Source organism: Segatella copri, from assembly GCF_002224675.1.
Taxonomy (GTDB): domain Bacteria; phylum Bacteroidota; class Bacteroidia; order Bacteroidales; family Bacteroidaceae; genus Prevotella; species Prevotella copri_U.
Map to the genome: position 1 here is coordinate 128,235 of NZ_NMPZ01000008.1, position 26,007 is coordinate 154,241.

The following is a 26,007-nucleotide window of genomic DNA, read 5'->3' on the forward strand; positions in this document are numbered from 1 at the left end:
ATGGCAAAGGTACTTATATCATTCATCGGTACAGGGCCTCTGGTGAACAAGGGGGCACAGGGAGAGGAGAAGTCTGCCCGAGAATATCGCAGGGCTTCCTATCATCTGGGTGAAGAGAACCTGGGTGAATACTCTTTCATGGCGGCTGCATTGTATGAAACTCAGAATATAGACAAGGTCATCTTGATCGGTACTGCCCATTGCATGTGGGAAGAGGTATATCGCTATTTTCAGGAGAAGAACGGCGGTGTGATCGATGAGGATGTGTATTGTGAGATAGCAGAGCATTGTGAAGCTGCCACCAGCAAGAGTGATCTGTTTATTCCGCATGTCAAGGAGATAGAGGCAGCTATTGGAAAGGATGCACATCTGGCATTGATAAGATATGGTGTGAATGAGGAGGAAATCAATGAGAACATCAACATCATCCTGCAGTTGAATAAATTGCTCTCCACGGGAGACGAACTCATAGTGGATGTCACCCATTCTTTCCGTTCATTGCCTATTACCATCATGAACCTGCTTCTTTATCTGAAGAATGTCAGCAGCAAGAATATCAAGATCTCTCATATATATTATAGCATGATTGAGATGAACAAGGAGTATGGTTATGCTCCGATTGTGGATCTGAAGAAAATCCTCAAGCTCAATGACTGGATTGTGGGAGCCATGGCCTTCAAGCAGTATGGCAATGCCTATCAGATTGCAGGCTTGCTTCAGCAGGAGGACACGGATGTGACCAATCGTTTGAAGCATTTCTCGGATGTGATGAATCTCAACCATCTATATGCGATCTCTCAGGAGACCCAGTCTTTGAGAGCTTTGATGAAAAAGGATTTTGATTCTATGCTACCTGAAATGATCGTGAAACCGGTTGTGAAGGATTTCCTGAATAACTTCAAGGGAACGGAGCAGAATCCTGCGCTTTTCCAGTATCAGCTGGCCCAGTGGCAATTCAAGCACATGAACTATACGGCAGCCTTGATTTCCTTGCAGGAGAGCATCCTTTCCTATGCATGTCAGACCGCAAATCACGATCCTTTTGATAAGGATGAACGACAGAGTATCAAGGATGTGATTTGCAGTGACAAGGAATTCATACCATTTGAGCTGAGAGGAGTATATTTCGAGATTACCAAAAACCGAAATGTCGTGGCTCATGCCCTGGAGAGTAATTTCTCTTCGGGCAAGATCATTGAAAGTTTAAGAACATCGCTTGTTACGGCGGGAAAATATATTAAGTAATAAAGGGGATTATGGGAAAGAATATTATGACATATCAGAAGCGCTTGAATCTCATAGATGAATGTCTGCGCAGGTTTGACCATCCGATGAATATCAAGGAAATTCAGGAATACTGTAATCAGAGGCTGAACAGGAAATTCACGGATCGTACTTATCGATATGACCTGGAAAAAATAGAAATGGAGAATGAGATAAGTTATCGTGTGACCGTTATTAATGGTTTTCAGTGCTTTACGTATGCTGACGAGAGCTTTTCTATTAATAACAATGCTGTTGTCAACCAGGTTGATTTATGCAATTTCCGTAAGATAAAAGAAGCATTGGGTGATTTCCTAGGATTGGGCTTAGAGTCTTCTTTAACTACCATGACTGATGAAATCAACAAGTTTCTTGGCTATGATGAGCAGCAGCGTCCTATTATTTCTTTTGAGAAGGTTGTACTGGAGTCTCATGGTAAAATTAAGCCTCATGATTTGCTGGAGCCTTTGCTCAAGGCTATCATACAGCATCAGACCATGGATATAAAATATGAGGTTCCAGGAAGAGGTAAGCGTGAGTGGACCGTGTTCCCTCAGTTTCTCAAGCAGTATAATCAGCGCTGGTATCTCATTGCCACCAGGCACAGAGATGAGGTAGAGGGAAAGCTCTACAATCTGGCATTGGATAGAATTCGCAAGATGGAGGCTAATCAGCATATTCCTTACAAGGAGTGTGGTATTGATTTTTCTGACTTCTTTGAGGATGTTGTAGGTGTAACAAAACCGGATGGTGCTGAGCCTATAGAGGTGAAGTTGCGAATTGACCGTGGTGAGTATCCTTACATAGAGAGTAAGCCTATTCATACTTCTCAGAAAATAGATTCTGAACACAAAGAAGACAAGGATTATGTTTACGTGTCTTTAACTGTTTATGACAACTTTGAGCTGAGAAGCAAAATCTTGTCATATGGAAGCAAGGTTACAGTCATGGAGCCAAAGAGTTTGAGAGATAAGCTTGTTCATGATTTGAAGAAGTCTCTTGAAAATTATCAGGATTAAGCTTTATGGGTAGAAGAGTTTTTTTATCTGTCTTGGGAGTGGCTTTCTATGAGACATGCCGCTACCGAAAGGATGATTTCACAGGAAGTGAGACTCTTTTTGTGCAGAAGAGTTTACTCGAATATCTACAGCAGCAGGAGAATTGGGGAGGTGAAAACGACCTGGTTCTTATGCTTCTGACGGATTTGGCAAGGCAGAACAACTGGGACAAGAATCTGGAGACCCGTTTCTGTGCCAAGCTCAAGAAGGAGGTTGCATATCAGGGATTGGAGAAGATATTGCTGGATATGAATCTCTCCTATCAGGATATAGCTATTCCGGATGGTAAGGATAGTGATCAGATGTGGGAGATTTTTGAAGTTATCTTTGATGAGCTTCAGGAGGGTGACGAACTGTATCTTGACATCACCAATAGCTTTCGTTATCTTCCCATGCTGCTGGTGGTGCTTGTCAACTATGCCAAGCTGCTCAAGAATGTTAAGGTGAAGGCCATCTTTTATGGCTATTACGAGGCGCGTGACAAGGAGAGCAACATTGCACCTATCATGGATCTGCTTCCTCTTTCTGTTTTGCAGGACTGGACGTTGGCTGCTTCGGATTATCTGCGATACGGTCAGGTGCAGAAGCTCTATGAATTGTCGGAATCATCACTTCTTCCAATCTTGAAGAATACAGAAACCCGCACTAAGGACACTGAGATGTTGCGTGCCTTTGTCCGGAAGTTGAAGGAAATGGTGGAGGAACGAACCACCTGTCGGGGGTATGCCATTGTGGATAGCAAGAACGTGTGGAATCTGAAGCGCACTGCAGGTGGAATACAGAAAGTGACGATTGTTCAGCTCAAGCCTATCTTTGAAAAGATCAAGCAGTCGTTGAATGATTTTGATGCCAAGGAGAATGTACTGAACTGTATCAAGGCTGCCAAGTGGTGCTGTGCCAACAAGCTTTATCAGCAGGCTACGACCATGTTGGAAGAAGGTCTAGGTACTTTCCTGTGCTGTCATTATCAGCTTGACTATCGTAACAAGGTTTGTCGCGATGCAGTGTTCAGCTGCATTGCTATCAAGACACAGAATAAGAATACTGATGGTCTGGAGACTACTAATGAGTTCGTTGCGAAAATCCTGGCAGATGATAGTGTTTGGGGGAACAAGGAATTTGTGACTATCTTGCAGCAGGTGGTTGAATTACGCAATGATTACAACCATGCAGGATTCAAAGACAATCCTTTTTCTGCTCAGACGATCATTGGTAGGGTAGAGCAACTACTGGATGGAATTGAGGATGTCTTGTCTGAGATATAGGATTTGGTAGCATCATTTTAAATGGTTTTAGGGGCTGTTTAAAGTGGTGCTTTTGTTTTGTGGAGTATTGGGATGGTTGATGTTTGTGAAGAGGTGTTAATACCAAGAGCATATTTACTTAGATATTTAAGAATAATTGGCTTGCATATCTCGAAAAATAGTCGTACCTTTGCACTCGCTAATAAAAAGTTAATTTTCGGTTAAGAAAGGTAAAAAATTGTTTAGCTGAGTTCTTTAACTTATTGATAATCAGAATAGTCTTATAAGGCCGAGTACGAGACCATCGTCCACTACAACAAGGATTAAGACAAGTTTTGCGTGCTTTGTTGAGCTCAGTTAAAACCTGTACGAGACCATCGTCCACTACAACAAGGATTAAGACTTGCCGCCGCCAAATGTTACGTTGCCGTCTTTGTCGTACGAGACCATCGTCCACTACAACAAGGATTAAGACGTAAAGGAATAACCGGCTAAACTCGGCTTAACTAAAGTACGAGACCATCGTCCACTACAACAAGGATTAAGACCTTTCATAATTATAATAATTTGAATTGATAAATAAACGTACGAGACCATCGTCCACTACAACAAGGATTAAGACAGTCTTCTACTGATACATTTTGTTCTCCGAGACAGTGTACGAGACCATCGTCCACTACAACAAGGATTAAGACGCGTTAAACGATTAGTTGGTACACGACCAACAGCAGTGTACGAGACCATCGTCCACTACAACAAGGATTAAGACAGTAAGTCCCATTGCAACATAGCAAACTCCAGGTGCGTACGAGACCATCGTCCACTACAACAAGGATTAAGACGCTTCCTGGACAATATTAATAGTTGCACCACTAAGAAGTACGAGACCATCGTCCACTACAACAAGGATTAAGACCTGCGAATGATCATAATATCGAACTCGTGAATAGCATGTACGAGACCATCGTCCACTACAACAAGGATTAAGACTTGTATGGCATTGAAGGCAAAGGAGACTTCTTTCTTGGTAAGAGACCATCTTCCACTACAACATGGATTAAGACACATCTGTCCACTGCTGCTTTGTTCCGTTGATGGTGTACGAGACCATCTTCCACTACAACAAGGATTAAGACATTTCACCCTTATCGTTGGTGACATCTGCCATACGTACTAGACCATCTTCCACTACAATAAGGATTAAGATCGGCAAACAATGCCACGAAAATCTTCTTCTTCATAAGTACGAGACCATTGTCCACTATAATAAGGATTAAGACATCTCTGCAGACCGATAGTCATAGTTTGCGGTACGACGTTTGGGACCATCTTCCATTATAACATGGTTAAAGTACTAACTGCTCTGTAGATATCAAATATTTTAAACGGGAATCTCAAAGCGAGTGGTGGCGCATCTTTTCCTCTACAAGGTTCATGCTGGGCAACATTAAAGATGCTCTTAAATAAAAGAGTGAGGTTTAAAAGTGAGGTTAAGATGCGCAGTTTATATTGCCATATAAGCTTCTACAGAGAAAGTTTATAATCTTTGGAAATGCCGGCAAGGATGCGTTGTCTGCCGCTTTGATGGGATTTTTATGCCTGACGGTTTGAGTTTCTCTGCTTCTAGTTCATAATTCTCTCGTTTTTCTGAGGTGGGAATAGCTATTAGTTACTTATACTGGAACCTGTTCAATTGTGTCTGCAGTGTGGACGCAATAGCATAAGTTCGGTAAAATTGACGATTTAATTCCAGTTGTCTTTTTACAAAGTCTTATCTATACTTTTGTAGGGTAGCGTTGTTTAGAATTTCAATCTTGTTTTTGGCTTTAGATAGGATCGTATTGTCTTGAAAGTGTAAAAAGTCAAAAATATGAGCTAAAAGTTTGGTGGTTACTCTCGTTTTTTATACCTTTGTGGTGGCTTTGATATTGGAATGAAAAAGGAATAGCATTTCTCTTTTAAGATGAATAGTTATAATTGATGGCCTACTATACTTAATAAGGTGTAAGGTCTGGATTTTCGGTACATAGTTCTTTGCTTGGAGGGTTCTTGTTAAATAGGGATCCTTTTGAAAAAATAACTTTTAAATTGATGTATAATGGGTCAAGAAGAAGTAGATGCTGCAAACAGACTAATATTGGATTTAATCTCTAAATATAGAGTCATCATAGCAGGATGCAGAGACTTTACAGACTACGAACTGCTGAAAGAGAAGTGTGACTACTATCTCCAAAATCAACAGCCGGAAGATATTGTCATTGTTTCTGGGCATGCTTCTGGAGCAGATGCCTTGGGTGAGAGATATGCTCAGGAACAAGGTTTTCAATTGGAGACATATCCGGCAGACTGGAAAGTCCACGGAAGGGCAGTTGGACCAATCAGAAATGCTAAGATGGCTAGCGTGGTTCATGCTCTCATATCCTTCTGGGATGGCAAAAGCCGGGGCACAAAGAACATGATAGATACAGCCAAGAAGCATAACTTGCAGGTAGCTGTAGTCAGATACTAACTATTTAAAATCATAGAAATGGAACAGAATGAAAATGAAATGAATGGAAAAGAGTTGTTCGAGTTGTCTCTTTCTTTTCACGAAGGTAAGGAAGAAGGACAGTTTGGTGTTAACATAAAGGCTAAGAAGGACGGCGAGGAGACGGATCTCAAGCTATTCGATAGTGACTTCATCGGTATGTGTTACAATGGTATGAAATTGGTGTTCAGCCAGATTACATACCTTTATGTTCAGAGTCTTCATGAGACTGGAAAAATGTCTGATGAAGAATACAATGAGCTGATGGCTCGTGCTGGGCAGAAATCGCAAGATGAAGCTGAAAGTGGAGAGTAAGAGTACATATAGATGAATGGGATGATGCTGTGTGCGTAGTGCCCAGCATAGCTCCATTTAACACATATAATTATGTATAGAATCCTACATGCATCAGCTGATTATCTGCTATGTTCTTTCGAGTTTGAAAACATGAAAACAGGAGAACATGTTTTTGCAGACTACTTTGATGATCCTTTATATGACTTGCTCTCTCTGTTTAAGCTGCAGTTTGATCATGAGTTGGAGGGAAAGGTAATAGATGTCATTCCTTCCGATCTGTTTATCAGGTCAGCTGAGTGGGCTAAGGAGTGCAGCAAGCATTGGATTGAAGGTGCATGGCTTTATCCGTGGCTAAAGGAAAAGGGAGCTGTGACAAAATCAAAGAATAAACGGTCTTGAAATTGAAATGTAAATAGAGCACTGCCTTTTACATTGAAGGTGCTGTTCATGACAATGGGTGTCGTCTTAGCCTTTTTGAAGTGTTGGATTATGCCTTATAGTATTAACTAAAGCCCTCGACAACGCGGTTAAGCCAATTAACAATGAGAATTATTAACTTTAGTGACAACACTACATACGTTTCTGATGGAGAATCTTACCGTCTTGATGGCAAGAACCACAATATTCAGCGTATCGACAAGAAATGGATGGTGGATGGCAGGGCAACTACCTTTTCTGAAATGTTGAAGATGGGAGTGGCTGTCAAGAAAACACCAGAAGAGACGCAGAAAGATTTGGAAGAAGCTCTTCAAGAGGTTAGGGATAGCAATCCTGTTGTCGTAAATGCTACAGGCATTATTCCTTTCCTGAAGTCTGTTTTTCGGATGCTTTTTCATCACTGAATTAAGTTCAAGGTGTCATTTGGAGGGCATTGATTAGAATATCAAACAACTAACAATAAAAATATGAGAAAAATTCTATTACTTTTTATGGCTATTGGGTATGTGTGTATTTGCAAGGCACAATTATCTGCAGCAGATTGCAAGTATGTCTTGGAAATCTTCTGTAGAAATTATTATGGTTCTTGTTTCGAGGGTAAAACCTATGTACCCAATACTTTAATCATCACAAGTGTTGGTGTTGACCAGAATAGTGGCGGAACTTTTGTCAGTGGTCTTCATTCCTATCAGGGACAGTATGTTCCTTTTAGAGGGAGAAAGACACATACCAATGTGCAGTTCAATGCAACGATAGTGCGTCAACCCAAGCGAGACTATGTCGTTTTCAACAAATGGTATGAGCCCGACTTGTTGAATCGAAAGGGTGGATGGGAGACCGGCCAAAAGCTTATACAATATAAGTAATGGATTTTTGTCTATATGATATATCAGTTTACGGCAGTATAACTATTTGTAAAGTTGCGAGGGAGGTGGTTACTATTTGTAATCACCTCTCGACTATAGCTTAAAGTAAAAGAAGATGAAACAGACATATTTGGACTTCACTTCTCTTGGCTATACGCCACGAGATCTGCTACAGTTGAATCGTGAACGGTTCCTGGCGGCATATCAGCAGACTTTCAGTCCGTTGTTTCAGATAGCCCAGAATATGGGATATGAGGTATGGAACGTGTAGGCGGTCATTGATATTGGGCTTATGGACTGGATACAGCAACCAGATTGAAGGTTCATGGCTTTACTTCTGAGTAAAAAGCCTCTTGGTAAGAAGATTGTTACAGTCTTTGCCTTTATCTGTAAACAACGACAGGAATACGGTTATGGCAGTGGATCTATTTTCATCTGCCAAGTAAATATAGTGCTTATGGATACATATGAATTGAAGGATATTGACGTTGGTTTTGACTTTACCAGTGATACGGCCCATTATTGGGATGATTTTTGGAAGGAAGATGATCTGGGGTGGGCCAAGATGGATCCGGACTCAAAAAGTCCAACCCTTAGGCGGTATCATCAGCTTCTCTGGAGTCGCAGGCTTCCTTGTGGGCAAAGCATGCAGCTGACGGATGGAAGGAGCAGGTATTATCTCAGGTGGGAAGAGTTTTACATGGGAAGTGATTCCATCCTGGTCAGTTTTCGGCATTCTGATAAAAGGGAAGTTTTGGATGCTGTCCGTAATATGGTTCCTGACTATCATTCTTTCGTGGAGAAGTATGTTAGGGACTTCTACACGATAGGTGGCATGATGCTTTTTCCTCAGCACAGGTATAGTTTCAACTGTGCCCGTGGTTGCAACAAGCGTATCTGTGACCGATGGGACTACACCTTGGAATGCATCAGAAGATATTATCAGGGAGGTACCAGTCCTCTGTCAAGAGCCATGGAAAGGGATAAGGAATTCTTTGATCTCTTTGTTGACTTCAAGGGATTTGTGGACTTTTTCTTCTTGCAGGATTGTGTGGATGAGCATTATGAGAAGGTCAACTTGTGGTTGGGTGAGAGTTTCTTTGAGAAGAATCCTTATCCTCACTCAGCCAGTGAATATCTTGCCTGGATAGAAGCAGAATATGATTTCTTGAGAAAGCGGAATCGGAGAATAGAAGAATTCTGTAAGGCTTCCTTGGAGGGATAGTGTAATCTAAACCTTGGCATGGCTTGGATTACACTATCCGGGTTTCTTGCAGCATGACTATCTCAATAGCATGAACGCCAAGAATTTCACCATAAATCAACCTATGGACGAATGCATCGGTCTCAGATGGTATTGCTTATACTATCCAGGAATACTTCCAGATAACCGGCATAATATAGCGGAATATTATATAAAGTGAAAGACTTACCTTTCTGAGTCGTAACGGTATCCGATGTCATCGGGCCATTCCAGAGACGCAGTGCCACCTTCTCTCTCGATTCATCCATAAAGAGATGCAAGGAACGCAGTTTGGCATTGCTGCCGGTCTTTACTTCTATCGGAATCAGGTGCGATCTGTATCTTATCAGGAAGTCGATTTCTGCCTGAGAGTTCTTGGCTTCACGTACCCAAAACATTCTTTTCTCGCCAAAGATAAACGTTGAACCCAACAATTCCTGACCTACAATATGCTCTGCTATATCACCATTCCAAAGTTCATCGGTGTCTTTGCTGAAAAGCAAATCTTCCTGCATGCCTGCGACATAATTCACCAAGCCCGTATCTATCCATAACAACTTAGGACTCTTCTTCAAGTCGGGCAAAATCGGAAATGATGCTGTAGTTTGAGGATATACCAATTCCAATAAAAGCGTTTTCTCCAATATCCGGAAAGCATTGCCTGCATCTGCCGCCTTAAAAGAAGAACTTGTGAATTTGGAAAACTGGATGCGGTGGGCTGCAAATGTCCAGCCATAGTTCAAGATGAATCGTATGGCATCTTGCTCCTTGGGTTTACTGGCGTATTTTTCCACATCGTCCCGATAGCCTGAAAGTAGCGCATTAAATACCCCATTCAGTCTGACAATATCCTTATACTTGGCATAATTGGCAACGGCTTCGGGTAAGCCACCCACAATCATATACTTCTTGAACCACTCCATGGCCGAAGAATGCAAAGAAGCTGGCAAGGACATGTTTTCTATACTGTCTGCCATCTGTTTCTGACCCATGGCACGAAGAAACTCTACGAAAGTACATGGATGCAAAGCCATATATTCTACACGGCCAACAGGGAAAGAGATATGTCGCCCCATCAGGCTTTCCAGCAAAGATCCCGCTGCTATCACATAGATTTCAGGATGCTTCTCATAGAAGTAGCGCAAGGTTTGCACTGCCTTCGGCTCATTTTGTATCTCGTCGATAAAAATCAAGGTGCGCTTTCCGAAATCCATCGGTTCATTAGCTTTGAGATAAATTCCAGCTAATACATCTTCGAAAGAATAGTCTGCAGCAAACAGCTCAGCATATTCCTTCTCCTCCAGGTTCATATAAATATAGGTATCAAACTCCTTGGCAAACAACTTTACCAATGTTGTCTTACCCACCTGTCGAGCCCCTCGCAAAACCAGCGGCTTACGATCTTCCTTTTTCGCCCATTGGCGAAGATATTTGATGGCGATTCTTTCAAACATAAGTTTATCTTTAATAATATGGTTATGTATTATCCAAATGATCATATTGAAAGATAGCTTTCAGAAATCAAATGCATTAAAAACATGCCGCAAAGATACAACTTATTTTCAAGAATCCAAACAAAACAAGCAAAAAATAAGCATTTCCAAACCAAAAAATCAGTTATTCTGATGCATTTCCAAACCAAAAACCAGTTATATTGATGCATTTCCAAACCAAAATTTCTCAGATTACGATGTATTTCCAAAGCAAAAATACAAAAAATGATGCATTTTCAAAGTACATTTTGTCTTATACAAAGCTTGCACTCTTGTAATGAAACCTAATCACAATTGTAATATGCTACTGGATTTTGTCCAATGGTTATGAGCTGGCTTGCATCCTTGTTGAGATAGGGAGAGTCATCTAGTTCCTTTCCTATGCATTCGTATCTGTTGGGATATCTAGGGTCTGTTGACAAATGCCATTTTTCGGGAACGATCACTTCTTTCACGATTCCATCGACATGGCCTACCACGAGTGAGATCTTGGAAAGTCTATGTTTGGAGATTCGCCAATATTTTCTGGTGGCTTCATATGTTGATGGGCGATAGTATTCACTATGTCTGTCCGTACAGTGGAAGGATCTCTTGATGTTTACAAAGAGAATTCTGTCTGATGCAGATATTTTTATGGGTTCTTTCATCTATTTTTGCTTTTTAAAGATGTTTCTATTATGATGCCGTAACACTATATTTTAATGTTTCATTTATTTCCTGGTCACTGATAGTTGCTCAGGATTTTGCCATGTCTGAGAGTCATGGCTTCAAACGGCATGGCAAAAGTACGAATAAATTCTGAGAAACTCACTCCTTTTGGAGGATTTTTTAGACCATGGAGCTTTTATACATTCTTTTGGCTTCTACTATGGGGTGAGGTCATACATTCTTTGTGGTATTGAACTCTGTTCTGTTTACATCTGCCATGATTTTTGTAGGCATTGACATAGAGAGTTTTGTCTATTTTCCTTTGGGTTAACAGAATATATCATGTTTATGGCTGATGTCATGTATACCAAGGAGGTCTCTTCATTTCTGGTGAAGGGTGAACTACCCTCGATGGTGGACCTTCTTCCCACCTTCATGGATAGTTCACGCTTGACCATTCATTCCGGGACGCACATATGATGTTCTCCTTCAAATGCATGACATGTCTTGAAGCCCCAAGGTAGAGTATGCCTTGGCATGCTACCTTGCCACCTGGCAGAATGGGTTCTAATCTGTCAGGAGGCTGAAGGGAGATAGGAAAGTTTTCCCGCAGTGTCCTTTGGACATAGTGGGAAAACACATTGTCTTATGGGTTTGATAGTGGTTGCATCTATGGTTTCATTTTGTTTTTGGGGAGAATAAACCTCACTTTTTTATCTTTTCTAGCCGGTAGCCATCACCTTGGGCTTTTTACTTTGCAAAGGTATGTGAAGTCCTCTCAGACACCAAACACCACCTTGTTATCGGCTAAGAATCTTTTTGTAGCAGGCTTCCACAATCAGAGATTGGGTATTCTAAAAAAGATTCTTGACCGATTGTTTGGCTTACTGACCTTGGGACTTCCATTCTTTTAGCACGTAAAAAGGCTAAAGTGATGACGGTTATGCCGGAATGATTATAAAAAAAAAGCTCGGATTCTTCTGAAAACAAAAGCTTGAAAAGGCTGTGAATCAGGAAATCCAGAATATTTTTTTTGAGTGTTGAACTTTAAATAGAAACAAGATGGAAGTATTTCTTTTTTATCGGACTGACAATTGGAACTCCCGTGAGAGCAAGGACTTGATTTACATCGGGACTAGCAAGGAGGCAAGTATCAAGAAGTTGATGAAGTTGGACAGCGAACCCATTACGGAGGAGCAAGCCGAGGACATCAGACGGATGAACCAAAGTCAGTGTAACAATGTGGGGTATGAATGGGAAGTGGAGGTTTGGACTCCGAACCATTTGAGCTGATAACTTTTTAAATGGAATTTTTATGGCAAGAGTGATAGATGAGGGCATGAAAGCCCAGTTGAGCAAGAAGCAGGGGTTCTTCTTGAAGTATTTTCCGGCAAGAATCCGCAATGTGGGTGAGGATGCCAAGGAAGCAAGAAAGCTTATCTATGCTTTCAAGGACGCTAGGGATGAAGCTTACAAGCAGGTGGCGCAGATGGTGGATTCCTACTTGAAGAAAGAGTATGGCGAGGAGGTGAAGGACATGGTTTTCCTTTGCGTGCCTGCTAGTCGTCAGGAAGTGAACAGAAGCCGCTACAAGGTGTTCTGCAAGGAGGTGAGCCGATTGAGCGGTATTCAGAATGGTTATTCCCATCTTATCTTGATGGAGGACCGCTTGGCGATTCATGAACGCAGAAGAGGAGGAGAGAAGGAGATTTCCAAGGTGAGCATCATGGACTTTGATAGGGCTTTCTTCAAGGGTAAGAAGGTACTCGTCTTTGATGACATCATCACCACCGGCGGCTCTTATGCCCTCTTTGCCGAGGAAGTGGAAAAGCATGGGGCTCAAGTGGTGGGAGGTCTGTTTTTGGCAAGAACACATTATAAATATAATAAGGTATGAAACTGATTTTGAGCAAGACACAGAGCGTTGCCTTTACGGGGCATCGCTCTATTGCTCCGGAAAAGGTTCCGGAGCTTAGACGGCAGGTGAGGGGAAAGATTAGGCTGCTTTACATGTTGGGTTTCAGAAACTTTGTCTCGGGCATGGCGATGGGCTTTGACATGTTGGCAGCCGAGGAGGTCATCAAGCTCAAGGAAGAGCTTTCGGATTTGAAATTGATTGCCGTTATTCCTTATCGGGGACAGAGTGAGAGGTGGGCTTATCAGCAGCGTCAGAGGTATCAGCGCATCCTTTCCAAGGCTGATGAGGAGATTCTTCTGAGTGAGGGATATTACAATGGGTGTCTGTTGAAGCGCAATGATTACATGTTGGATCATGTAAGCGGTATCATTTCCTATTTTGATGGCAAGCCAATGGGAGGTACTTTTTATACCTGCAGAAATGCCAGGGCTAAGGGTATAGATCTTATCAATCTTTATAGGCTGGTTTAGGAGGTTTCTCGCCAAAAGGCGAGGAACTTTTTGCGTTTGGGGATATGTGAAAGGTTTGAGGTGCGCAAGCTGGCAAGTTGATACTCTAAACTCCTTGTCAAATAAGCCTCCTGAATTTAACATTTGAATTTTCGGACGTTAACATTTGAAAGGCGCTATTATTTTATCTATAGGTTTCGCATAAACTGTTTATAAACAGATAGATGGATTGCTATGATGTCTGGTTTTTGTTTTTGTCATCCTGCATAATTCGGTTTTTCCGATATGTTAAATACCAACATAGATTTGGAAAACACCCCGTTTTGATGTTTTCTTTCTTAATTTTGCACCCAGAATCAAAATCGCATATTAAAATTGAAAAGGAATAAAATGAAGGTAAAAAAGTTAATAGTATTCGGGATGACCATGATGTTTGTATTGGCTTCTTGCAATCAACATCCATCCTTCTCTTCCTCCCAAGAAGCGTTGGATGGATGCAAGAAGCAGCTGCAGCTTTTGAAGCAGAAGCAGGATGCTTCCATCGAGGAGCTTTCCTCTCTCACCTCCACCTGGCTGGAGGTGCAGGATTCTGCCTACAGCGCTTTCGGCCGCGACTCTTCTCTCAACCTCAAGAGCCCGATGGCGGTGGCGTATTTCATGGTGTCGGATTCCATTCGGACAGAGATCAGCCGTCTGGCCTTTTCCAAGCCTCGCCAACTGCGCGAGGTGATGTATTTCAAGCAGCATACGGCCATGCAGAAGGAGAAGATGGAGAAGTCTGATATCTACCGGGATGCCGTGAAGTATTACGAGAAGCTGGATGATTATCCGATCTACTCCTCTCTTCAGGAGACGATGTCCGCCTATAGTAGTTTGCTCTCTTCTGCCAAGCCATTCAGACAGGGGGATGAACTGATCAAGTTCATCGCCTTGGAGGACAAGTGTTTCAGGAGTCTGATGAAGTATCTCTCTCAGGTGAAGCCGGAAAACCTCCAGCAGCTCACCGTTGCCACCACCCGGGTGTTTGACGGTCTCTACTCTTCGGTGGGAACCCAGGCTGATGAGGTGAACGACAGGACGATGCTTTATCTGAGCATGAGATTCAACCGACGCATTGTGCAGAATGCCTTGGCATGCAAGGACGATATCCTATCTAGGAAACGCCTGTCCACAGCGCAGAAAGCCAACTATCGGTGGATGCTCATTCAGCCGTTCATGGCCATCGATGACTACTCTGCAGCCGTGCTCACCAAGGAACAGGGAGAGCAGCTTCTTTCCCTCTCAGATGACCTGCCGGGGCTGCTTGAAAGGTTAGATGCCAAGAAACATGTACAGGATAAGGAAAACAATTTGACAGAGGTGCTGTCGGATTATTTCCTCAAATCATATCTATCATCCATACTTTAATGAATTCAAATGATCAATACGTTAAATGACTTCAAGCTTTTAGAAAGCGAGGAATTGAAGAATTCCATTGCAGAATTTCTCTTCAAGCTATATTGCAAGCTCCCGGAGCAGTTTAAGGAAAGTGCTTTACCTACCACCGAGAATGATGATTTCGTGGAAGTTGTCATACCTACCCGCAGGCAGGTGATGATGGAAGACCTGGTGGATCTGCTGGAGAAGAAGGTAGGGCTTCATATCCTTTATGCCTCGAAGATGAAGTTTGGCAAGCATCTCAGGGCTGTGGCTTATTCCACACCGGTGGAGGGCAGCATGTTCATCGTCCATCTGGGCAGTGAGCAATATGGAATACTGGATAGCATGACGGTTCACTTTTTCGACAGTGAAGAGATCATGCTGCTCAGCATTCATCGACTGCTCAGGGACAACACCCATGTGGAGGCAGAGGTCCTGGAATGCCAGAAGATGAACCAGATTCTCTCTCACTTCTTCTAACCGCATATAACTTCTAAAAAATGGTGATGATTGTTTTAAAGGTGGTGTTGGCCCTGCTGCTGACCCTGGTGCCTTTTGTATTCCATTATGTGATCAAGCCCAAGGCTTCCAGCTCCCCGAAGTGGAGAAGTTTCTATAGCTTTCTATCTACCAAGATGCCTTGCATCAGAAGGAAGGCTGCCAAGGTGAAGGCATGGATTTCTTATGTCTATGGGAAGATGCACAGAAGCAGGAACGGAAGAAAATTCTTTATCTTGGTGCTTCTTGTCATGATGCTGGTTTTTCAGGTGGTGGATTATCATGCGGCAAGGCAGGCTTATCAGCTACTTGGGGAATCGTCTCTTCTGTCTGGGGGGATGAGTCTGACACCTTATCATATAAGAGTACCCTTTCTAGGTGAAGTCATGGTACCGGGTTCGGGAAAGCTCTTGGAGAGCCTTCTTTACCCTTTTCTAACCCAGGCCTGGGTTTATGTCATTGCCCTGGGATCCACTATGATGCTGTTTTCCTATAGGCTTGCCGACAGGATTCTTCTAAGGATTCATGCAAGCAGCATCTTACAGATTTCCCTTGCTTCCGTAGCCATTCTGATGGTGGTGGTTTCCATGGGACGCTGCTTCCTGCTCTTTGAATTGCTCATGATGCTGCTCATGGCAGGCATCATTTATCCCTTCCCTCAGCAGCCATCTTCACCCAGGGGTAAAGCAAGATGGCAGAACTTGGGCTCTGGGCAGCAGGAGAAGCAGGCAGCCTAGGGTTTTCGGGAAGCTTATATCACATATTTATATTCTATCTAGTAGTTTTTCTAAGTTCAAACATTATATCCAAAAGTTATAACCAAATGGTAAAAGAAAATATAACCACTTCAGAGCTTCACGGCAAGAAGGATGGTTTCGTTATCAGAATGTCGTCAGAGCTCATGGCTTATCTTTGCAACGACTATGCTTATCGCAATCCCAACAGATTCTCCCGCCTAAAGGCCTTGCAGGATCTGCTCATCCGCTATCAGGAGGCTAAGCAGTCTTCTTCTCAAATGAACGTCAACATAGCCCAGCTTATCAAGGCCTGGGGATGGAGCCGTCCTTCGGTGCTGGCTTTTGTGGAGCAGCTCGAGAAGTTGGAGGTCCTGGAGGTATGCAACATGGTAATCAGCAAGGTCGTTCATCTGAAGCCTGGTCTCTTTAGCCCGGCTCTCTCTCCCTCTGACAGCATGTAGCTTCCATAGTCAGCCTTCTTTCCAGAAAGGATTTTAAGCGTTAATTTTGTTCTCGGCTTCGGCCAGGTGCCTTCCAGTTTGAGATCAACTGCCCTACAATAGGGTACGTTTTTCCAGGTGGGCGCTTGCGCCGTAAGCCCTTTTTTCAACATCAGGGGGGAGCCTAATACCAAGTTTGTGACCAAACATGTTTCAAACACCCCTGTTTCAGGGGGACTTCGTGCGGCAAGCCGTGTTTTCATTAGGCTCAGGGACTACTTCCCTAAGAACCCTTTATTCCCCCTTAAAATTCAGTTTTTATGGCTAAGCAAGTATTGGACGTACATGCAGGTAAAGGCATGACCACTTCCCAGAGCAACGAGCATCTGCGTAATGCCAACACTGGCGAAAGATTGAAGAAGTGGAGTGGCAATTATGATCCATCCCGGGAAAAGCTCAACTTTGAAGTGGGGCCGGGAGGCATCATCGTGCCGGTAGACAAGAAGTCTTCCATTCCCTCAAGAATCAAGAAGATATTGAAGCAGCGGGGGGTATTAGACCCCAATAAGGGTTTGCCGGAGGCCAGATACAGGACTGTGGCAAACATCATTTTGGGCGGTTCCAGAGACCAGATGCACCGCCTGGCGTTTGGTTCTCAAGAGGTGAATCTGGAACCTGGTTCTGACAATGCGCATATCAGGAGAATGCCTGAGATTGAATCCTGGGCATTGGATATGTATAAATTTATGAGTAAAAAATATGGTGAAAAGAATATCGCCGCCTTTATAGTCCATCTGGATGAGAAGAATCCCCATATTCATTGTACGCTTCTTCCTATTACCGAGCAGAATAAGTTTTCATGGCGAAAGGTGATGGTGGGAGAGGAAAACAGCAAGATGGCGTATAGCAGGAGGATGACCGAACTTCACAATGAAATCTCCCAGATCAATCTCTCCTATGGTTTGGAACGTGGTGACAGGGTGGCTGAAACCGGAGCCAGGCATCGTACCATCGAGCAATATCATCAGGAGTTGAGAAAGAAGCTCCAGCAGGAAAACGAGCAGCTCTCTGAGACCATTGAGGGTAACCAGGGGGTTATCCAAAAGCAGCAGGCTACCTTGAGTGGTTTGGAGAAGGACATCAAGCATGCCACAGCCCGCTTCAAGGCTCTTCAGACCATGATTACCAATTTGGAGTCTAAGAAGAGCAGGTTGTTGGAGGAGGTCGAACAGCTCAATCAAGACCGTGAATCGGGCAAGATCAGTGCTGAGGAGGCAAAGGCGCGTCTTGAGAAGATACACAGTGAACTTCGGGAAGTGGATGAGAAAATTGCCGACAAGACTCAAAAGCTCCATACGGCAGAGAGCCAGCTTGACCAGTTGCAGTCAAAGACCCACTCGGCAGAGAAGAAGTTTGAGGAGGTTCAGCAAAAGCTTCAGAAGGAGGTTCCTTCTCTCAGCAAGACTACCGTCAAGGAGATGCAGCAGATGGGCTACATGATGATGGCTACAGATGCCAAACGTCGGGCTGCAAAGTATAATGACTTCCTTTCCTCACTTCCTTCTGATCACAGAGATGTGGCGCTCCGGGCAGGAGATATTCTCTTTGATGGTTCCATAGCAGAAACCATCATGGACTGTGCTGCTCAGGTTACTTCCATCGCGGCTGCTCTTTATCTGGGCTATCTGGATGCTGCCACCAGGATCTCTCAATCCGGTGGTGGGGGTGGAAGCCCTGGTACTGGATGGGGCAAACGGGATGATGAGGATGACCTGGCTTTCCGTCAGCGTTGTTTCTTCATGGCCCTTCACATGATGCGCCCTGCACAGAAGCAGCAGAGAAAGCGATAGAGTTTAGATTCAGGTTCTTGCCTTTTGGATGATGAATCATTAGATAGTTGTTCGGCTTGGGAGATGTATGGTCATCTTTCATGCCGAACAGCTATCTGTTTTTTGCCTCTTGTAAGTAGAAAAGGTATTAGGCAAGATGTTGGTAGTCTTTTGGGTATGTCAAGTGAACTGTGTCATGCAGCATAACTCTGTACTGGTAAGAGAACAGCTGGGGGACACAGTTCACTTGACATCCCCCACTTATCTTCCTAATTTACATGCTGATGTTTATCAAGAAAGAACAGAAGCTGCCTACCAAATATTCCATTGATTTAAGCGGACTGGTTTAAAGGAGCTCAGTATTAAAAGAGAGTCTGTTTTTTACGGACTCTCTTTTGATTGCTCACTGATACCGGGCGGCAGAGACTACCGAAAATTGTTTCAGATGTATGTTTCCAAATATCCTCTTGCTCCATATAATGGTACATTGGTAATATCGTCCTGTTCCCGATAGTCGCTCATCGAAAAGCGCAAGCCTTTCATGCCGGGATATTTGGCTATAGTCGCTTTCAAAGACTTTGACTGTAGATTCTCCTCAGCCTTCACTTCTACCGGTATGACCTGCATTCCTGCCTGAATGACAAAGTCAAGTTCCAACTGGCTGTTTTCCTTACTATAATAATATATAGGAATCTGGCGCAGCGATTCCAGCTGACAGCAAACGAAGTTTTCCGTAAAATCACCCTTCCCGGTATTGTCATTGCTAGGCAGCAGAAGTAAGGCTGGTGGTGTTTTACTCATAGCCCCCAGCAGTCCACAATCCAAGAGATACAATTTGAAGGCACTGATGTCCTCATGAATCTTCAGAGGAAGCCCCAAAGTCTTCACCCTACTGATTTTATATACCAGTCCTGCATCTATAAGCCATTGGATGGCCAACTCATAATCCTTAGCTCTGGCACCTTGTTTTACAACACCATAGATAAACTTTTTATTCTCTTTGGCTAGTTGGGAAGGGATGGAGTTCCATATCTGGTTGATTCTTACTACCTGCTCTTTTGGGGCATGCTTGGAAATATCTTTTTCGTAGGCCCGAATAATTTCTTCCTGCACTTCCCTTACGGCATTTGCATCATTGGTCTCTATGAACTTATTTACAGCTTCGGGCATACCGCCAACAAGGTAATATTCACGAAGATGCTGAATATAGAGTGTTCTAAGCGATTTTACCACATCCCACATTCCATGCTGCAGCAGATCCATGCGCTGCTTGAAACCGCGTGCCCACAGAAACTCCTCGAAAGTCATCGGATACATTTCCAATGTGTTAACCTTTCCCACAGGATAAGATTCTCCCTGGTGAAGAGCCAAGCCGAGAAGGGAACCGGCTACTGCCACATGATACTCCCGTGCATTTTCACAGAAATACTTCAACGAGGCAAGTCCACGATGCAACTCCTGTATTTCATCCATGATGATGAGGGTCTTGCCGGCTTCTATATTAACACCTGTAATAGCTCCGATGGTGAGAAGGATGCGATCTATATTATAGTCTGAAGCAAACAAATCCCTAGCCATGGCATTGTTGTCACAGTTTATATAGGCCACATTTTCAAACTCACGTTGCCCAAATTCCTTCAAGATATAAGTTTTGCCAACCTGTCTTGCTCCCAACAGAATAAGGGGTTTTCTATCCTCTCTGTTTTTCCAAGCAATGAGGTCTTGCATGATAAATCTTTCCATATATTGCTTTTTTTACTGCAAAAATACTGAAAATTAATGAAATAGCAAAATATATCACATTTTTATGAGGGACTTTTTGAAAGATTAACACACTTTTATGAGGGACTTTTGTGACTATCCGTACATTTTTATGAGGGACTTTCTGCTTTTTGTTGTCTTAGCAGCCTTTCATTGGTCAATAATTCAGTTCAGGTCTGGTTGCTTTTAAGTTTCAGGTTAACAAGAAGACTCAAAACCACATTTCTGTTTATTTGCAGGTATGTGGCTTTGAGTCTTTTCGTATTTTACTATTTGAGCAGCAGTACAGATGTGGCGTTGGATATTTCCGTGGTTATTCTGTTTACTGTATCGTACATCAGCTTGTTGAGCTTGTCATCATGACTGGTCTTTTTCTCCGGGTGAAGTTGCTCTACCTTTTGGTTGTAGAACTCTGCCCATTCCTGTGCCCAAGCGAAGAGCTGCTCATCTACTGGTTCCAGGTTATGTTCATTGCTTCTCTTTTTGAGTTCCAGCAGGTGGGCGATCTTTGCTTTCATGTCAGTATCCTCTACGGTGGCTTCCACCAGTTCTGTGAATCTTACAGGAGGAATGGTGCCTTTGTCAGACAACCATTTACATACAAGGATACCTCTGAGGTAGTAGAGGAATCTCTTCAATGGCAGTCCATAGTCCTTGATGTATCTGTCATTATGCTTCTTGTAGATATGGTTGTAGTGGAACATGGCTTTCTCCTTGTTGAAATATTGATTTTCCATTTGGCGGATCTCGTTGATGAACGTTTCGTCCGTTTGGTAGATGATAGGAGAGTGGAGCCATTCAATGAGTGAAGGATTGGAGCTTTTGAAGAGGCGCAGGGCTTCCTTCAGATCCCAGCTGGACATGTCTGTTTCATCAGGGAACATCTGCTCGATGGTATCTTTTTGCTCTTCGATATGGAAGTACCACTCTGGTTCATGGACATAGATGAAGCATACATCCCAATCGCTGTCAGGAGATAAGAAGCCCCATGCCCTGCTGCCGGATTCTACGGCATACAGTATCTTGATGTGGTGTTGCTCCTCGATTTCCCGAAGGTGTTTGCTGATTCTTTCCTGGCTAGCGTACTGCTCTGCCTGATTATTGTTTTGTTCCATCATTTCTTTCTTTTTAATCTATTAGTATTATATGAATGTACATTTACTGATACATATATTACTTATTTTTAGGTATTGTGAACAATTTAATTTTGTCGTATCTTTGCACCCAAAAAAATAAGTTAAAAGTTTAGTATGAAACATATCCTGTTGCTTATGATGCTTTTTGAGGTGAGTCTGATGGGAAAGGCGCAATCTATGTCTAGCAAAGTTGTGGACAAAGATTCTCATGAAGCGATTATCGGTGCTGTCGTGTATGTGGGTAGTTCTCAGAAAGTGGCAGCTATCACTGATATTAACGGGCGATTTTCCATAGATGCAGCCAATGCAGGTAAATCTCTTAAGATTACTTATATAGGATACAAAAACTATTTAGGTAAGTTAAACCAGGCTCTCTATGAAATGGAACCGGAAATCAAGTCAGTGGGTGAAGTAGTGGTTACAGCTCAGGAGTCCAAGAGTCTGGCTTCTGCTTCTGTTATCGAGAAGCATGCCATGGAGCACCTGCAGCCTTCAAGTTTTACGGACATTCTCGAACTGTTGCCTGGTGGACGTTCCAAAGATCCTGATTTGAGTAGCCCTAATACGATTCGTATTCGGGAAGCCGGAAGTCCTTCAGGATATACTACCACTTCCCTCGGAACGAGTTTTGTAGTAGATGGAGCTCCCATCAGTACCAATGCCAATATGCAATATGTGGCTGGGTCTTGGGATGCAGCAACAACATCCAGAGAAAATATGAATGCCGGAGTGGATATGCGTAGCATCTCTACCGATGATATCGAGAAAGTAGAGGTGGTACGTGGCATTCCATCGGTAGAATATGGCGATTTGACAAGTGGTCTGGTGAAAATAGAACGTAGGAGAGGTGGAAATGACTGGAATGCCCGTCTGAAAGCAGATATGGGAAGCAAACTCTTTTATCTTGCAAAAGGATTGGAATGGACTCCCCAGCAGATGACCCTCAATCTCAGTGTTGATTACCTCGATGCGAAGGCGGATCCAAGAAACCGGCTTGAAAATTACAGGAGACTGACGTTTTCTGCCCGGTTCGGAAAAACTTGGTTGACAGATTTTTACCGTTGGAAGATTTCATCCAATCTCGATTATACCGGTTCTTTTGATAATGATAAAGTTGACCCGGATCTCAATAATCAGGCGGAAGATTCTTATAAATCGCAATATAATAAATATGCATTTAATTCACATGTAAGTCTGTCTCCCAAGAAGCGCATTTGGTTTAAGTCGCTGGATCTGACTTTGTCAGCCTCTTATGAGTATGACCTTATCAAGCGAACCAAACTGGTACAGCTGACCCGCCAGACAGTGGCAGCTACAGCAACTACACAAGGGGTTCATGATGGTGTTATCCTTCCCTATAAATATGTGGCTTGTCATGATGTAGAAGGAAAGCCGCTCAATCTTTATGCTAAGGTCAATGGTAAATTCCAGGTTCCTTCTCTTGTGGTTTCCAATACCTTGCTGTTAGGCACCGATTGGAATTACGACAAAAATAAAGGACGGGGGCAGATTTATGATGTAACCCGCCCTCTTTATGCAGGTTCCATGTCATGCCGTCCCCGAAATCTTTCTTCAATACCTTCCAACCAACAGTGGGGAATTTATGCTGAGGAACAGTTGACATTGCCTTTTGCTGGTCATTCTCTTGAACTGGTAGCTGGTATAAGAGGTACGCAGATGCTGAATCTGCCCAATAATTATGAGATGCATGGTAAGTTTTTCTGGGATCCCCGTATCAATCTCGGCTTGACTTTTCCGAAATTCAATATTGGCAAGCTACCATCCTTTATCCGGATAGCAGGTGGAATAGGTGAACATACCAAAATGCCTACTTTGGAACAGCTTTACCCTGATCCTGTATATCTGGACTTAACCCAGTTGAATTATTACCATACGAATCCAGCGTATCGCCGTATCAACCTGATGACGTATGTGATAGATGCAACCAATCAGAATCTGAAGCCAGCACGTAATTTCAAATGGGAGGTGAGTACTGACATTAATATAGGAGGCAATCGATTGTCTGTCACACTTTTTAGGGAGAATATGACTTCAGGCTTCCGTTTGCAGACGGCTTATGCTCCCTATATATATAGGTGGTATGATGCATCGGGAATTGATGCCGATGCACTGTCGGCTCCACCTTCTTTGGAAGGATTACCCTTTGAGGAACGTAAGGAACTGAGGGGCTACAGTTATTACACCAATGGCAGTCAGACTCTCAAACGGGGAGTGGAATACACCTTTGCTACCCGAAGAATAGAAAAACTGTTCACCAGACTCACCATCAACGGAGCATGGTTCCGCACGGTTTATCGTAATTCTGTGGTAGAGACTTATCGCCCAAGTGCTGTTATCGGCAGTAAGCAGATACAGTATGTGGGGTATTATGAACATGATGGAGGCAATATGAATGAAATGCTCAATACCAATTTCACGTTAGATACGGATGTCCCCAAGTTGAAGTTGGGCTTCTCAATATCCGCCCAATGCCTATGGTATACGCTGAAACAGAGTAAAGAGGTGAGTAATTATCCTACCAGCTATATGGATAATGACGGTGTGATGCATGAGTGGAAAGCAGGTGATGAAAATGATGCTTATCTCAAGTATCTGATCAGGGATTATAACGACAGCTATTATCTCAAATACAGAGTACCTTTTGCCATGAATGTCAATTTCAAGGTAACAAAGAAACTCTTTGATGAGAAACTGAATGTAGCTCTGTTCTGCAACAAACTGTTGGATTATACTCCCGAATATGAAAACAATGGAGTAACGATCCGTCGTCATGTAACTCCCTATTTTGGATTAGAAATGAATGTAAAGATATGAAGAGATTGTTGATTATATGTATGATGACCTGTGGTTTTATCATTTCCTCCTGTCATCAGGATGAAGATTCCCTGTTTGCCGAAGCTTCCATCGTGTTGCAGGGAGAAACGGATATCGTTCTCGACAGGGTCCAGGGTACGGTAAGTCTTACCAATCTGAATACCACCCAGGTTTTCACCGTATCATCATTTGAAAGGAATATAGCCAGAGCCAGTATTCTTCGGGGTTCTTATGCTATCCTGGTAGAGGGTACTGCCCAATATCATGACGCTTCAGGTAAAACCTACGTCAGGATGTTCAGGGCAAGTACCGATTATGTGGGATTAGAAAAGGAAGGACATAATGAAGCGATGTTGAACATAATTTGGATGTAAATCATGAAGAAGAGATATTTCATATTATTTCTATGCTGTGTGTCTTGGTTTACTGGAAGATCTGCAGTAACAGATTCTGCCAGGATAGAGCATCATGCTACGTGGAAAAACTGGCAGAAGGAGACAGCATGGCAAAATCCCGCCATTCATGGGCTTAGCCTCACGCTGCCTTATTCTGAAGTGTATGTCCAGATGGATTACCTGCATCAATCTGATCCTTTTGTACTGCAGAAGGGAACAGGGCATTTCCTCTCTGAGGCCAAGGCTGAAACCTTCCTTCGCTTGAGCAACCACTCTTCTGCTTGGGGGGCAGCATCTTACATGACGGGAAAGCAATATCAGGTCAGCTGGAATTCTTCTTCTGATTATGATTTGCTGAATCCTTATATTCTGGCGGATACTCTAGGAGGTGACACACATCGTGAACGGTATGGTTTTCAGGGCGGATATGCTGTTAGCAAGGGAAAATCCCAACTCGGTATTGAAGCGATTTTCAGAGCAGAACATGAATATCGGGATGTGGACCCGAGAATGCGAGGTATTGTCACAGATCTGACCCTACGCCTTGGTACTGCCTATGATTTCGGGAAATACCAGTGGGCTGCCGGTATAGAAGGGAATGTATACAAGCAGACCAATGATGTGGATTTCTATCGGGAACTGGGTGTTATACCAGAGTTTCAAATGACAGGATTGGGAACAGAGTACAGTCGTTTCTCCGGAGATAAACGCACCTTATATTATAAAGGTGGAGGATATGGAATAAATCTGGATGCCAATCCGTTGAACGAAACTGGTTTTTATGGTCATGCCAAGCTTTGGAGACGGCAATATAAACGTATGCTTGCCGATTTGAATTCCGTACCCTTAACCCAGTTGTTTTATCATTCTGCAGAAGTCTCCTTGGGATGGAAGCACATGGGAGGGACCCGTCAGGTAGCCTTAGATGGAAATCTTGTTTTAATTAAACGTAGTGGTGATGAGAATATCATAGGTAAGTCCTCTGCCCAATATTATCCTATTATCGGTAAACTTACGAAGTATAAGAATTATCTTATAGATTCCTATTTCAGAGGACTTTACGGATGGGGGAGTGGCTCTGGTACATGGTGCTTGAATGGAAAGATCGGATATTGGAGCAATCGTGAGCGATATGTCTATCCTGAACGCAAAATGGAGGCTGCTAAGATTTATGGAAGATTGGGTGGACAGTGGATGCGCAATCTCTCCCGAACTGTGGCCCTTACTGTGGACATGGCGGCAGCCTATTATGGTAACGTCAGTTCTGGTATCGTCATGCCTTATGCCAATATGACGGCTTCGTTCCAGGACATGATCAATCATCAGTACCAGTTTGAGAAAGCTGACTATGGAATGCTCTCTGCTAAGATACGTAGTGATTATCGGCTATCAGGCTCACAGATCGGCTTGTTTGCCGAATTAGGTGGAAATTGGATAACTTGTTCTGAAAACGAACACCAGCACCATCTGCATTTGGCTCTTGGTATCACATTCTAAAGTATAATTTCTAAAG

The 26,007-nt window shown here is 43.1% G+C and carries 25 protein-coding genes and 1 CRISPR repeat array; of the genes, 21 read left to right on the forward strand and 4 right to left on the reverse strand.

The genetic code is table 11. The features are described from left to right. The 10 genes from csx2 (CFT61_RS06845) (at nucleotide 1) to CFT61_RS06885 (ending at nucleotide 8,918) form a co-directional block, all read left to right on the forward strand. A complete protein-coding gene (gene csx2 / locus CFT61_RS06845) occupies nucleotides 1-1,245 on the forward strand; it encodes a TIGR02221 family CRISPR-associated protein (RefSeq protein WP_089543711.1) in 1,245 nt (414 codons plus the stop codon). Between the two features lie 11 nt (nucleotides 1,246-1,256). Next, a complete protein-coding gene (locus CFT61_RS06850) occupies nucleotides 1,257-2,282 on the forward strand; it encodes a helix-turn-helix transcriptional regulator (RefSeq protein WP_089543712.1) in 1,026 nt (341 codons plus the stop codon). Between the two features lie 5 nt (nucleotides 2,283-2,287). Continuing rightward, nucleotides 2,288-3,586, forward strand: coding sequence for a TIGR02221 family CRISPR-associated protein (gene csx2 / locus CFT61_RS06855; protein WP_089543713.1), 1,299 nt, complete (start codon nucleotides 2,288-2,290; stop codon nucleotides 3,584-3,586). A gap of 272 nt (nucleotides 3,587-3,858) precedes the next feature. Next, a CRISPR array of direct repeats spans nucleotides 3,859-4,845; the repeat unit is 37 nt; unit sequence GTACGAGACCATCGTCCACTACAACAAGGATTAAGAC. Nucleotides 4,846-5,663: 818 nt separating this feature from the next. Next, nucleotides 5,664-6,074, forward strand: a complete 411-nt coding sequence (locus CFT61_RS06860) for a DUF2493 domain-containing protein (RefSeq protein ID WP_089543714.1) — start codon at nucleotides 5,664-5,666, stop codon at nucleotides 6,072-6,074. An 18-nt stretch (nucleotides 6,075-6,092) separates the two neighbouring features. Next, a complete protein-coding gene (locus CFT61_RS06865; protein ID WP_089543715.1) occupies nucleotides 6,093-6,407 on the forward strand; it encodes a hypothetical protein in 315 nt (104 codons plus the stop codon). Nucleotides 6,408-6,539: 132 nt separating this feature from the next. Next, on the forward strand, nucleotides 6,540-6,788 hold the full coding sequence (locus CFT61_RS06870) for a hypothetical protein (protein ID WP_089543716.1): 249 nt from the start codon (nucleotides 6,540-6,542) through the stop codon (nucleotides 6,786-6,788). Between the two features lie 143 nt (nucleotides 6,789-6,931). Beyond that, nucleotides 6,932-7,231 (forward strand): hypothetical protein, encoded by a 300-nt coding sequence (locus tag CFT61_RS06875; protein WP_089543717.1) that lies wholly within the window; start codon nucleotides 6,932-6,934, stop codon nucleotides 7,229-7,231. 63 nt (nucleotides 7,232-7,294) lie between these two features. Continuing rightward, nucleotides 7,295-7,693, forward strand: a complete 399-nt coding sequence (locus CFT61_RS06880) for a hypothetical protein (protein WP_089543718.1) — start codon at nucleotides 7,295-7,297, stop codon at nucleotides 7,691-7,693. Nucleotides 7,694-7,808: 115 nt separating this feature from the next. After that, a complete protein-coding gene (locus CFT61_RS16910) occupies nucleotides 7,809-7,964 on the forward strand; it encodes a hypothetical protein (protein ID WP_176425528.1) in 156 nt (51 codons plus the stop codon). A 186-nt stretch (nucleotides 7,965-8,150) separates the two neighbouring features. Then, nucleotides 8,151-8,918 carry a DUF6994 family protein gene (locus tag CFT61_RS06885; protein WP_089543719.1) on the forward strand — a complete coding sequence of 256 codons (768 nt, stop codon included), beginning with the start codon at nucleotides 8,151-8,153 and terminating at the stop codon, nucleotides 8,916-8,918. Nucleotides 8,919-9,040: 122 nt separating this feature from the next. Here the strand turns inward: CFT61_RS06885 and CFT61_RS06890 are convergent, their stop codons facing one another. After that, nucleotides 9,041-10,390, reverse strand: a complete 1,350-nt coding sequence (locus CFT61_RS06890) for an ATP-binding protein (protein WP_089543720.1) — start codon at nucleotides 10,388-10,390, stop codon at nucleotides 9,041-9,043. 323 nt (nucleotides 10,391-10,713) lie between these two features. After that, nucleotides 10,714-11,076 carry a hypothetical protein gene (locus CFT61_RS16550; RefSeq protein WP_142990584.1) on the reverse strand — a complete coding sequence of 121 codons (363 nt, stop codon included), beginning with the start codon at nucleotides 11,074-11,076 and terminating at the stop codon, nucleotides 10,714-10,716. Nucleotides 11,077-12,139: 1,063 nt separating this feature from the next. Here CFT61_RS16550 and CFT61_RS06895 point away from each other — a divergent pair. From CFT61_RS06895 to mobV, 8 genes are all read left to right on the forward strand, one after another. Further along, the gene (locus tag CFT61_RS06895; RefSeq protein ID WP_089543721.1) at nucleotides 12,140-12,370 is read left to right on the forward strand and encodes a hypothetical protein; all 231 of its coding nucleotides are present in this window, start codon (nucleotides 12,140-12,142) and stop codon (nucleotides 12,368-12,370) included. Between the two features lie 22 nt (nucleotides 12,371-12,392). Then, entirely contained in the window at nucleotides 12,393-12,974 is a 582-nt protein-coding gene (locus CFT61_RS06900; RefSeq protein ID WP_089543722.1) for a phosphoribosyltransferase family protein, read from the forward strand. Beyond that, a complete protein-coding gene (locus tag CFT61_RS06905; RefSeq protein WP_089543723.1) occupies nucleotides 12,971-13,465 on the forward strand; it encodes an SLOG family protein in 495 nt (164 codons plus the stop codon). Before CFT61_RS06900 ends, CFT61_RS06905 begins: the two co-directional genes overlap by 4 nt. A gap of 369 nt (nucleotides 13,466-13,834) precedes the next feature. Next, nucleotides 13,835-14,851, forward strand: a complete 1,017-nt coding sequence (locus CFT61_RS06910) for a hypothetical protein (protein ID WP_089543724.1) — start codon at nucleotides 13,835-13,837, stop codon at nucleotides 14,849-14,851. Nucleotides 14,852-14,860: 9 nt separating this feature from the next. Beyond that, nucleotides 14,861-15,343 carry a hypothetical protein gene (locus tag CFT61_RS06915; protein ID WP_089543725.1) on the forward strand — a complete coding sequence of 161 codons (483 nt, stop codon included), beginning with the start codon at nucleotides 14,861-14,863 and terminating at the stop codon, nucleotides 15,341-15,343. A gap of 26 nt (nucleotides 15,344-15,369) precedes the next feature. Further along, entirely contained in the window at nucleotides 15,370-16,098 is a 729-nt protein-coding gene (locus tag CFT61_RS06920) for a hypothetical protein (RefSeq protein WP_142990585.1), read from the forward strand. Between the two features lie 86 nt (nucleotides 16,099-16,184). Continuing rightward, entirely contained in the window at nucleotides 16,185-16,559 is a 375-nt protein-coding gene (locus CFT61_RS06925) for a hypothetical protein (RefSeq protein WP_089543727.1), read from the forward strand. 299 nt (nucleotides 16,560-16,858) lie between these two features. Then, nucleotides 16,859-18,388: a MobV family relaxase gene (gene mobV / locus CFT61_RS06930; RefSeq protein ID WP_254918897.1), complete on the forward strand. Its 1,530-nt coding sequence runs from the start codon at nucleotides 16,859-16,861 to the stop codon at nucleotides 18,386-18,388. Nucleotides 18,389-18,808: 420 nt separating this feature from the next. Here mobV and CFT61_RS06935 read toward each other — a convergent pair whose 3' ends face one another. Continuing rightward, a complete protein-coding gene (locus tag CFT61_RS06935) occupies nucleotides 18,809-20,110 on the reverse strand; it encodes an ATP-binding protein (RefSeq protein WP_089543728.1) in 1,302 nt (433 codons plus the stop codon). Nucleotides 20,111-20,397: 287 nt separating this feature from the next. Further along, entirely contained in the window at nucleotides 20,398-21,246 is an 849-nt protein-coding gene (locus CFT61_RS06940; RefSeq protein WP_089543729.1) for a nucleotidyltransferase domain-containing protein, read from the reverse strand. Between the two features lie 132 nt (nucleotides 21,247-21,378). On the opposite strand from CFT61_RS06940, the gene CFT61_RS06945 reads away from it, so the two are divergent. From CFT61_RS06945 to CFT61_RS06955, 3 genes are read left to right on the forward strand one after another with little or no spacing between them, the layout of a single operon-like run. Beyond that, the gene (locus tag CFT61_RS06945) at nucleotides 21,379-24,099 is read left to right on the forward strand and encodes a TonB-dependent receptor (protein ID WP_089543730.1); all 2,721 of its coding nucleotides are present in this window, start codon (nucleotides 21,379-21,381) and stop codon (nucleotides 24,097-24,099) included. Then, on the forward strand, nucleotides 24,096-24,473 hold the full coding sequence (locus CFT61_RS06950) for a hypothetical protein (protein ID WP_089543731.1): 378 nt from the start codon (nucleotides 24,096-24,098) through the stop codon (nucleotides 24,471-24,473). The genes CFT61_RS06945 and CFT61_RS06950 overlap by 4 nt, the downstream gene beginning before the upstream one ends. A gap of 39 nt (nucleotides 24,474-24,512) precedes the next feature. Next, nucleotides 24,513-25,991, forward strand: coding sequence for a DUF6850 family outer membrane beta-barrel protein (locus CFT61_RS06955; protein ID WP_142990586.1), 1,479 nt, complete (start codon nucleotides 24,513-24,515; stop codon nucleotides 25,989-25,991). The last annotated feature ends 16 nt before the right edge of the window (nucleotides 25,992-26,007 follow it).

Excerpts from the sequence above, each read along its gene's own strand:
- csx2 (WP_089543711.1), top strand. The coding sequence starts at position 1 with ATGGCAAAGGTACTTATATCATTCATCGGTACAGGGCCTCTGGTGAAC.
- CFT61_RS06850 (WP_089543712.1), top strand. The coding sequence starts at position 1,257 with ATGGGAAAGAATATTATGACATATCAGAAGCGCTTGAATCTCATAGAT.
- csx2 (WP_089543713.1), top strand. The coding sequence starts at position 2,288 with ATGGGTAGAAGAGTTTTTTTATCTGTCTTGGGAGTGGCTTTCTATGAG.
- CFT61_RS06860 (WP_089543714.1), top strand. The coding sequence starts at position 5,664 with ATGGGTCAAGAAGAAGTAGATGCTGCAAACAGACTAATATTGGATTTA.
- CFT61_RS06865 (WP_089543715.1), top strand. The coding sequence starts at position 6,093 with ATGGAACAGAATGAAAATGAAATGAATGGAAAAGAGTTGTTCGAGTTG.
- CFT61_RS06870 (WP_089543716.1), top strand. The coding sequence starts at position 6,540 with ATGAAAACAGGAGAACATGTTTTTGCAGACTACTTTGATGATCCTTTA.
- CFT61_RS06875 (WP_089543717.1), top strand. The coding sequence starts at position 6,932 with ATGAGAATTATTAACTTTAGTGACAACACTACATACGTTTCTGATGGA.
- CFT61_RS06880 (WP_089543718.1), top strand. The coding sequence starts at position 7,295 with ATGAGAAAAATTCTATTACTTTTTATGGCTATTGGGTATGTGTGTATT.
- CFT61_RS16910 (WP_176425528.1), top strand. The coding sequence starts at position 7,809 with ATGAAACAGACATATTTGGACTTCACTTCTCTTGGCTATACGCCACGA.
- CFT61_RS06885 (WP_089543719.1), top strand. The coding sequence starts at position 8,151 with ATGGATACATATGAATTGAAGGATATTGACGTTGGTTTTGACTTTACC.
- CFT61_RS06890 (WP_089543720.1), bottom strand. The coding sequence starts at position 10,390 with ATGTTTGAAAGAATCGCCATCAAATATCTTCGCCAATGGGCGAAAAAG.
- CFT61_RS16550 (WP_142990584.1), bottom strand. The coding sequence starts at position 11,076 with ATGAAAGAACCCATAAAAATATCTGCATCAGACAGAATTCTCTTTGTA.
- CFT61_RS06895 (WP_089543721.1), top strand. The coding sequence starts at position 12,140 with ATGGAAGTATTTCTTTTTTATCGGACTGACAATTGGAACTCCCGTGAG.
- CFT61_RS06900 (WP_089543722.1), top strand. The coding sequence starts at position 12,393 with ATGGCAAGAGTGATAGATGAGGGCATGAAAGCCCAGTTGAGCAAGAAG.
- CFT61_RS06905 (WP_089543723.1), top strand. The coding sequence starts at position 12,971 with ATGAAACTGATTTTGAGCAAGACACAGAGCGTTGCCTTTACGGGGCAT.
- CFT61_RS06910 (WP_089543724.1), top strand. The coding sequence starts at position 13,835 with ATGAAGGTAAAAAAGTTAATAGTATTCGGGATGACCATGATGTTTGTA.
- CFT61_RS06915 (WP_089543725.1), top strand. The coding sequence starts at position 14,861 with ATGATCAATACGTTAAATGACTTCAAGCTTTTAGAAAGCGAGGAATTG.
- CFT61_RS06920 (WP_142990585.1), top strand. The coding sequence starts at position 15,370 with ATGATTGTTTTAAAGGTGGTGTTGGCCCTGCTGCTGACCCTGGTGCCT.
- CFT61_RS06925 (WP_089543727.1), top strand. The coding sequence starts at position 16,185 with ATGGTAAAAGAAAATATAACCACTTCAGAGCTTCACGGCAAGAAGGAT.
- mobV (WP_254918897.1), top strand. The coding sequence starts at position 16,859 with ATGGCTAAGCAAGTATTGGACGTACATGCAGGTAAAGGCATGACCACT.
- CFT61_RS06935 (WP_089543728.1), bottom strand. The coding sequence starts at position 20,110 with ATGGAAAGATTTATCATGCAAGACCTCATTGCTTGGAAAAACAGAGAG.
- CFT61_RS06940 (WP_089543729.1), bottom strand. The coding sequence starts at position 21,246 with ATGATGGAACAAAACAATAATCAGGCAGAGCAGTACGCTAGCCAGGAA.
- CFT61_RS06945 (WP_089543730.1), top strand. The coding sequence starts at position 21,379 with ATGAAACATATCCTGTTGCTTATGATGCTTTTTGAGGTGAGTCTGATG.
- CFT61_RS06950 (WP_089543731.1), top strand. The coding sequence starts at position 24,096 with ATGAAGAGATTGTTGATTATATGTATGATGACCTGTGGTTTTATCATT.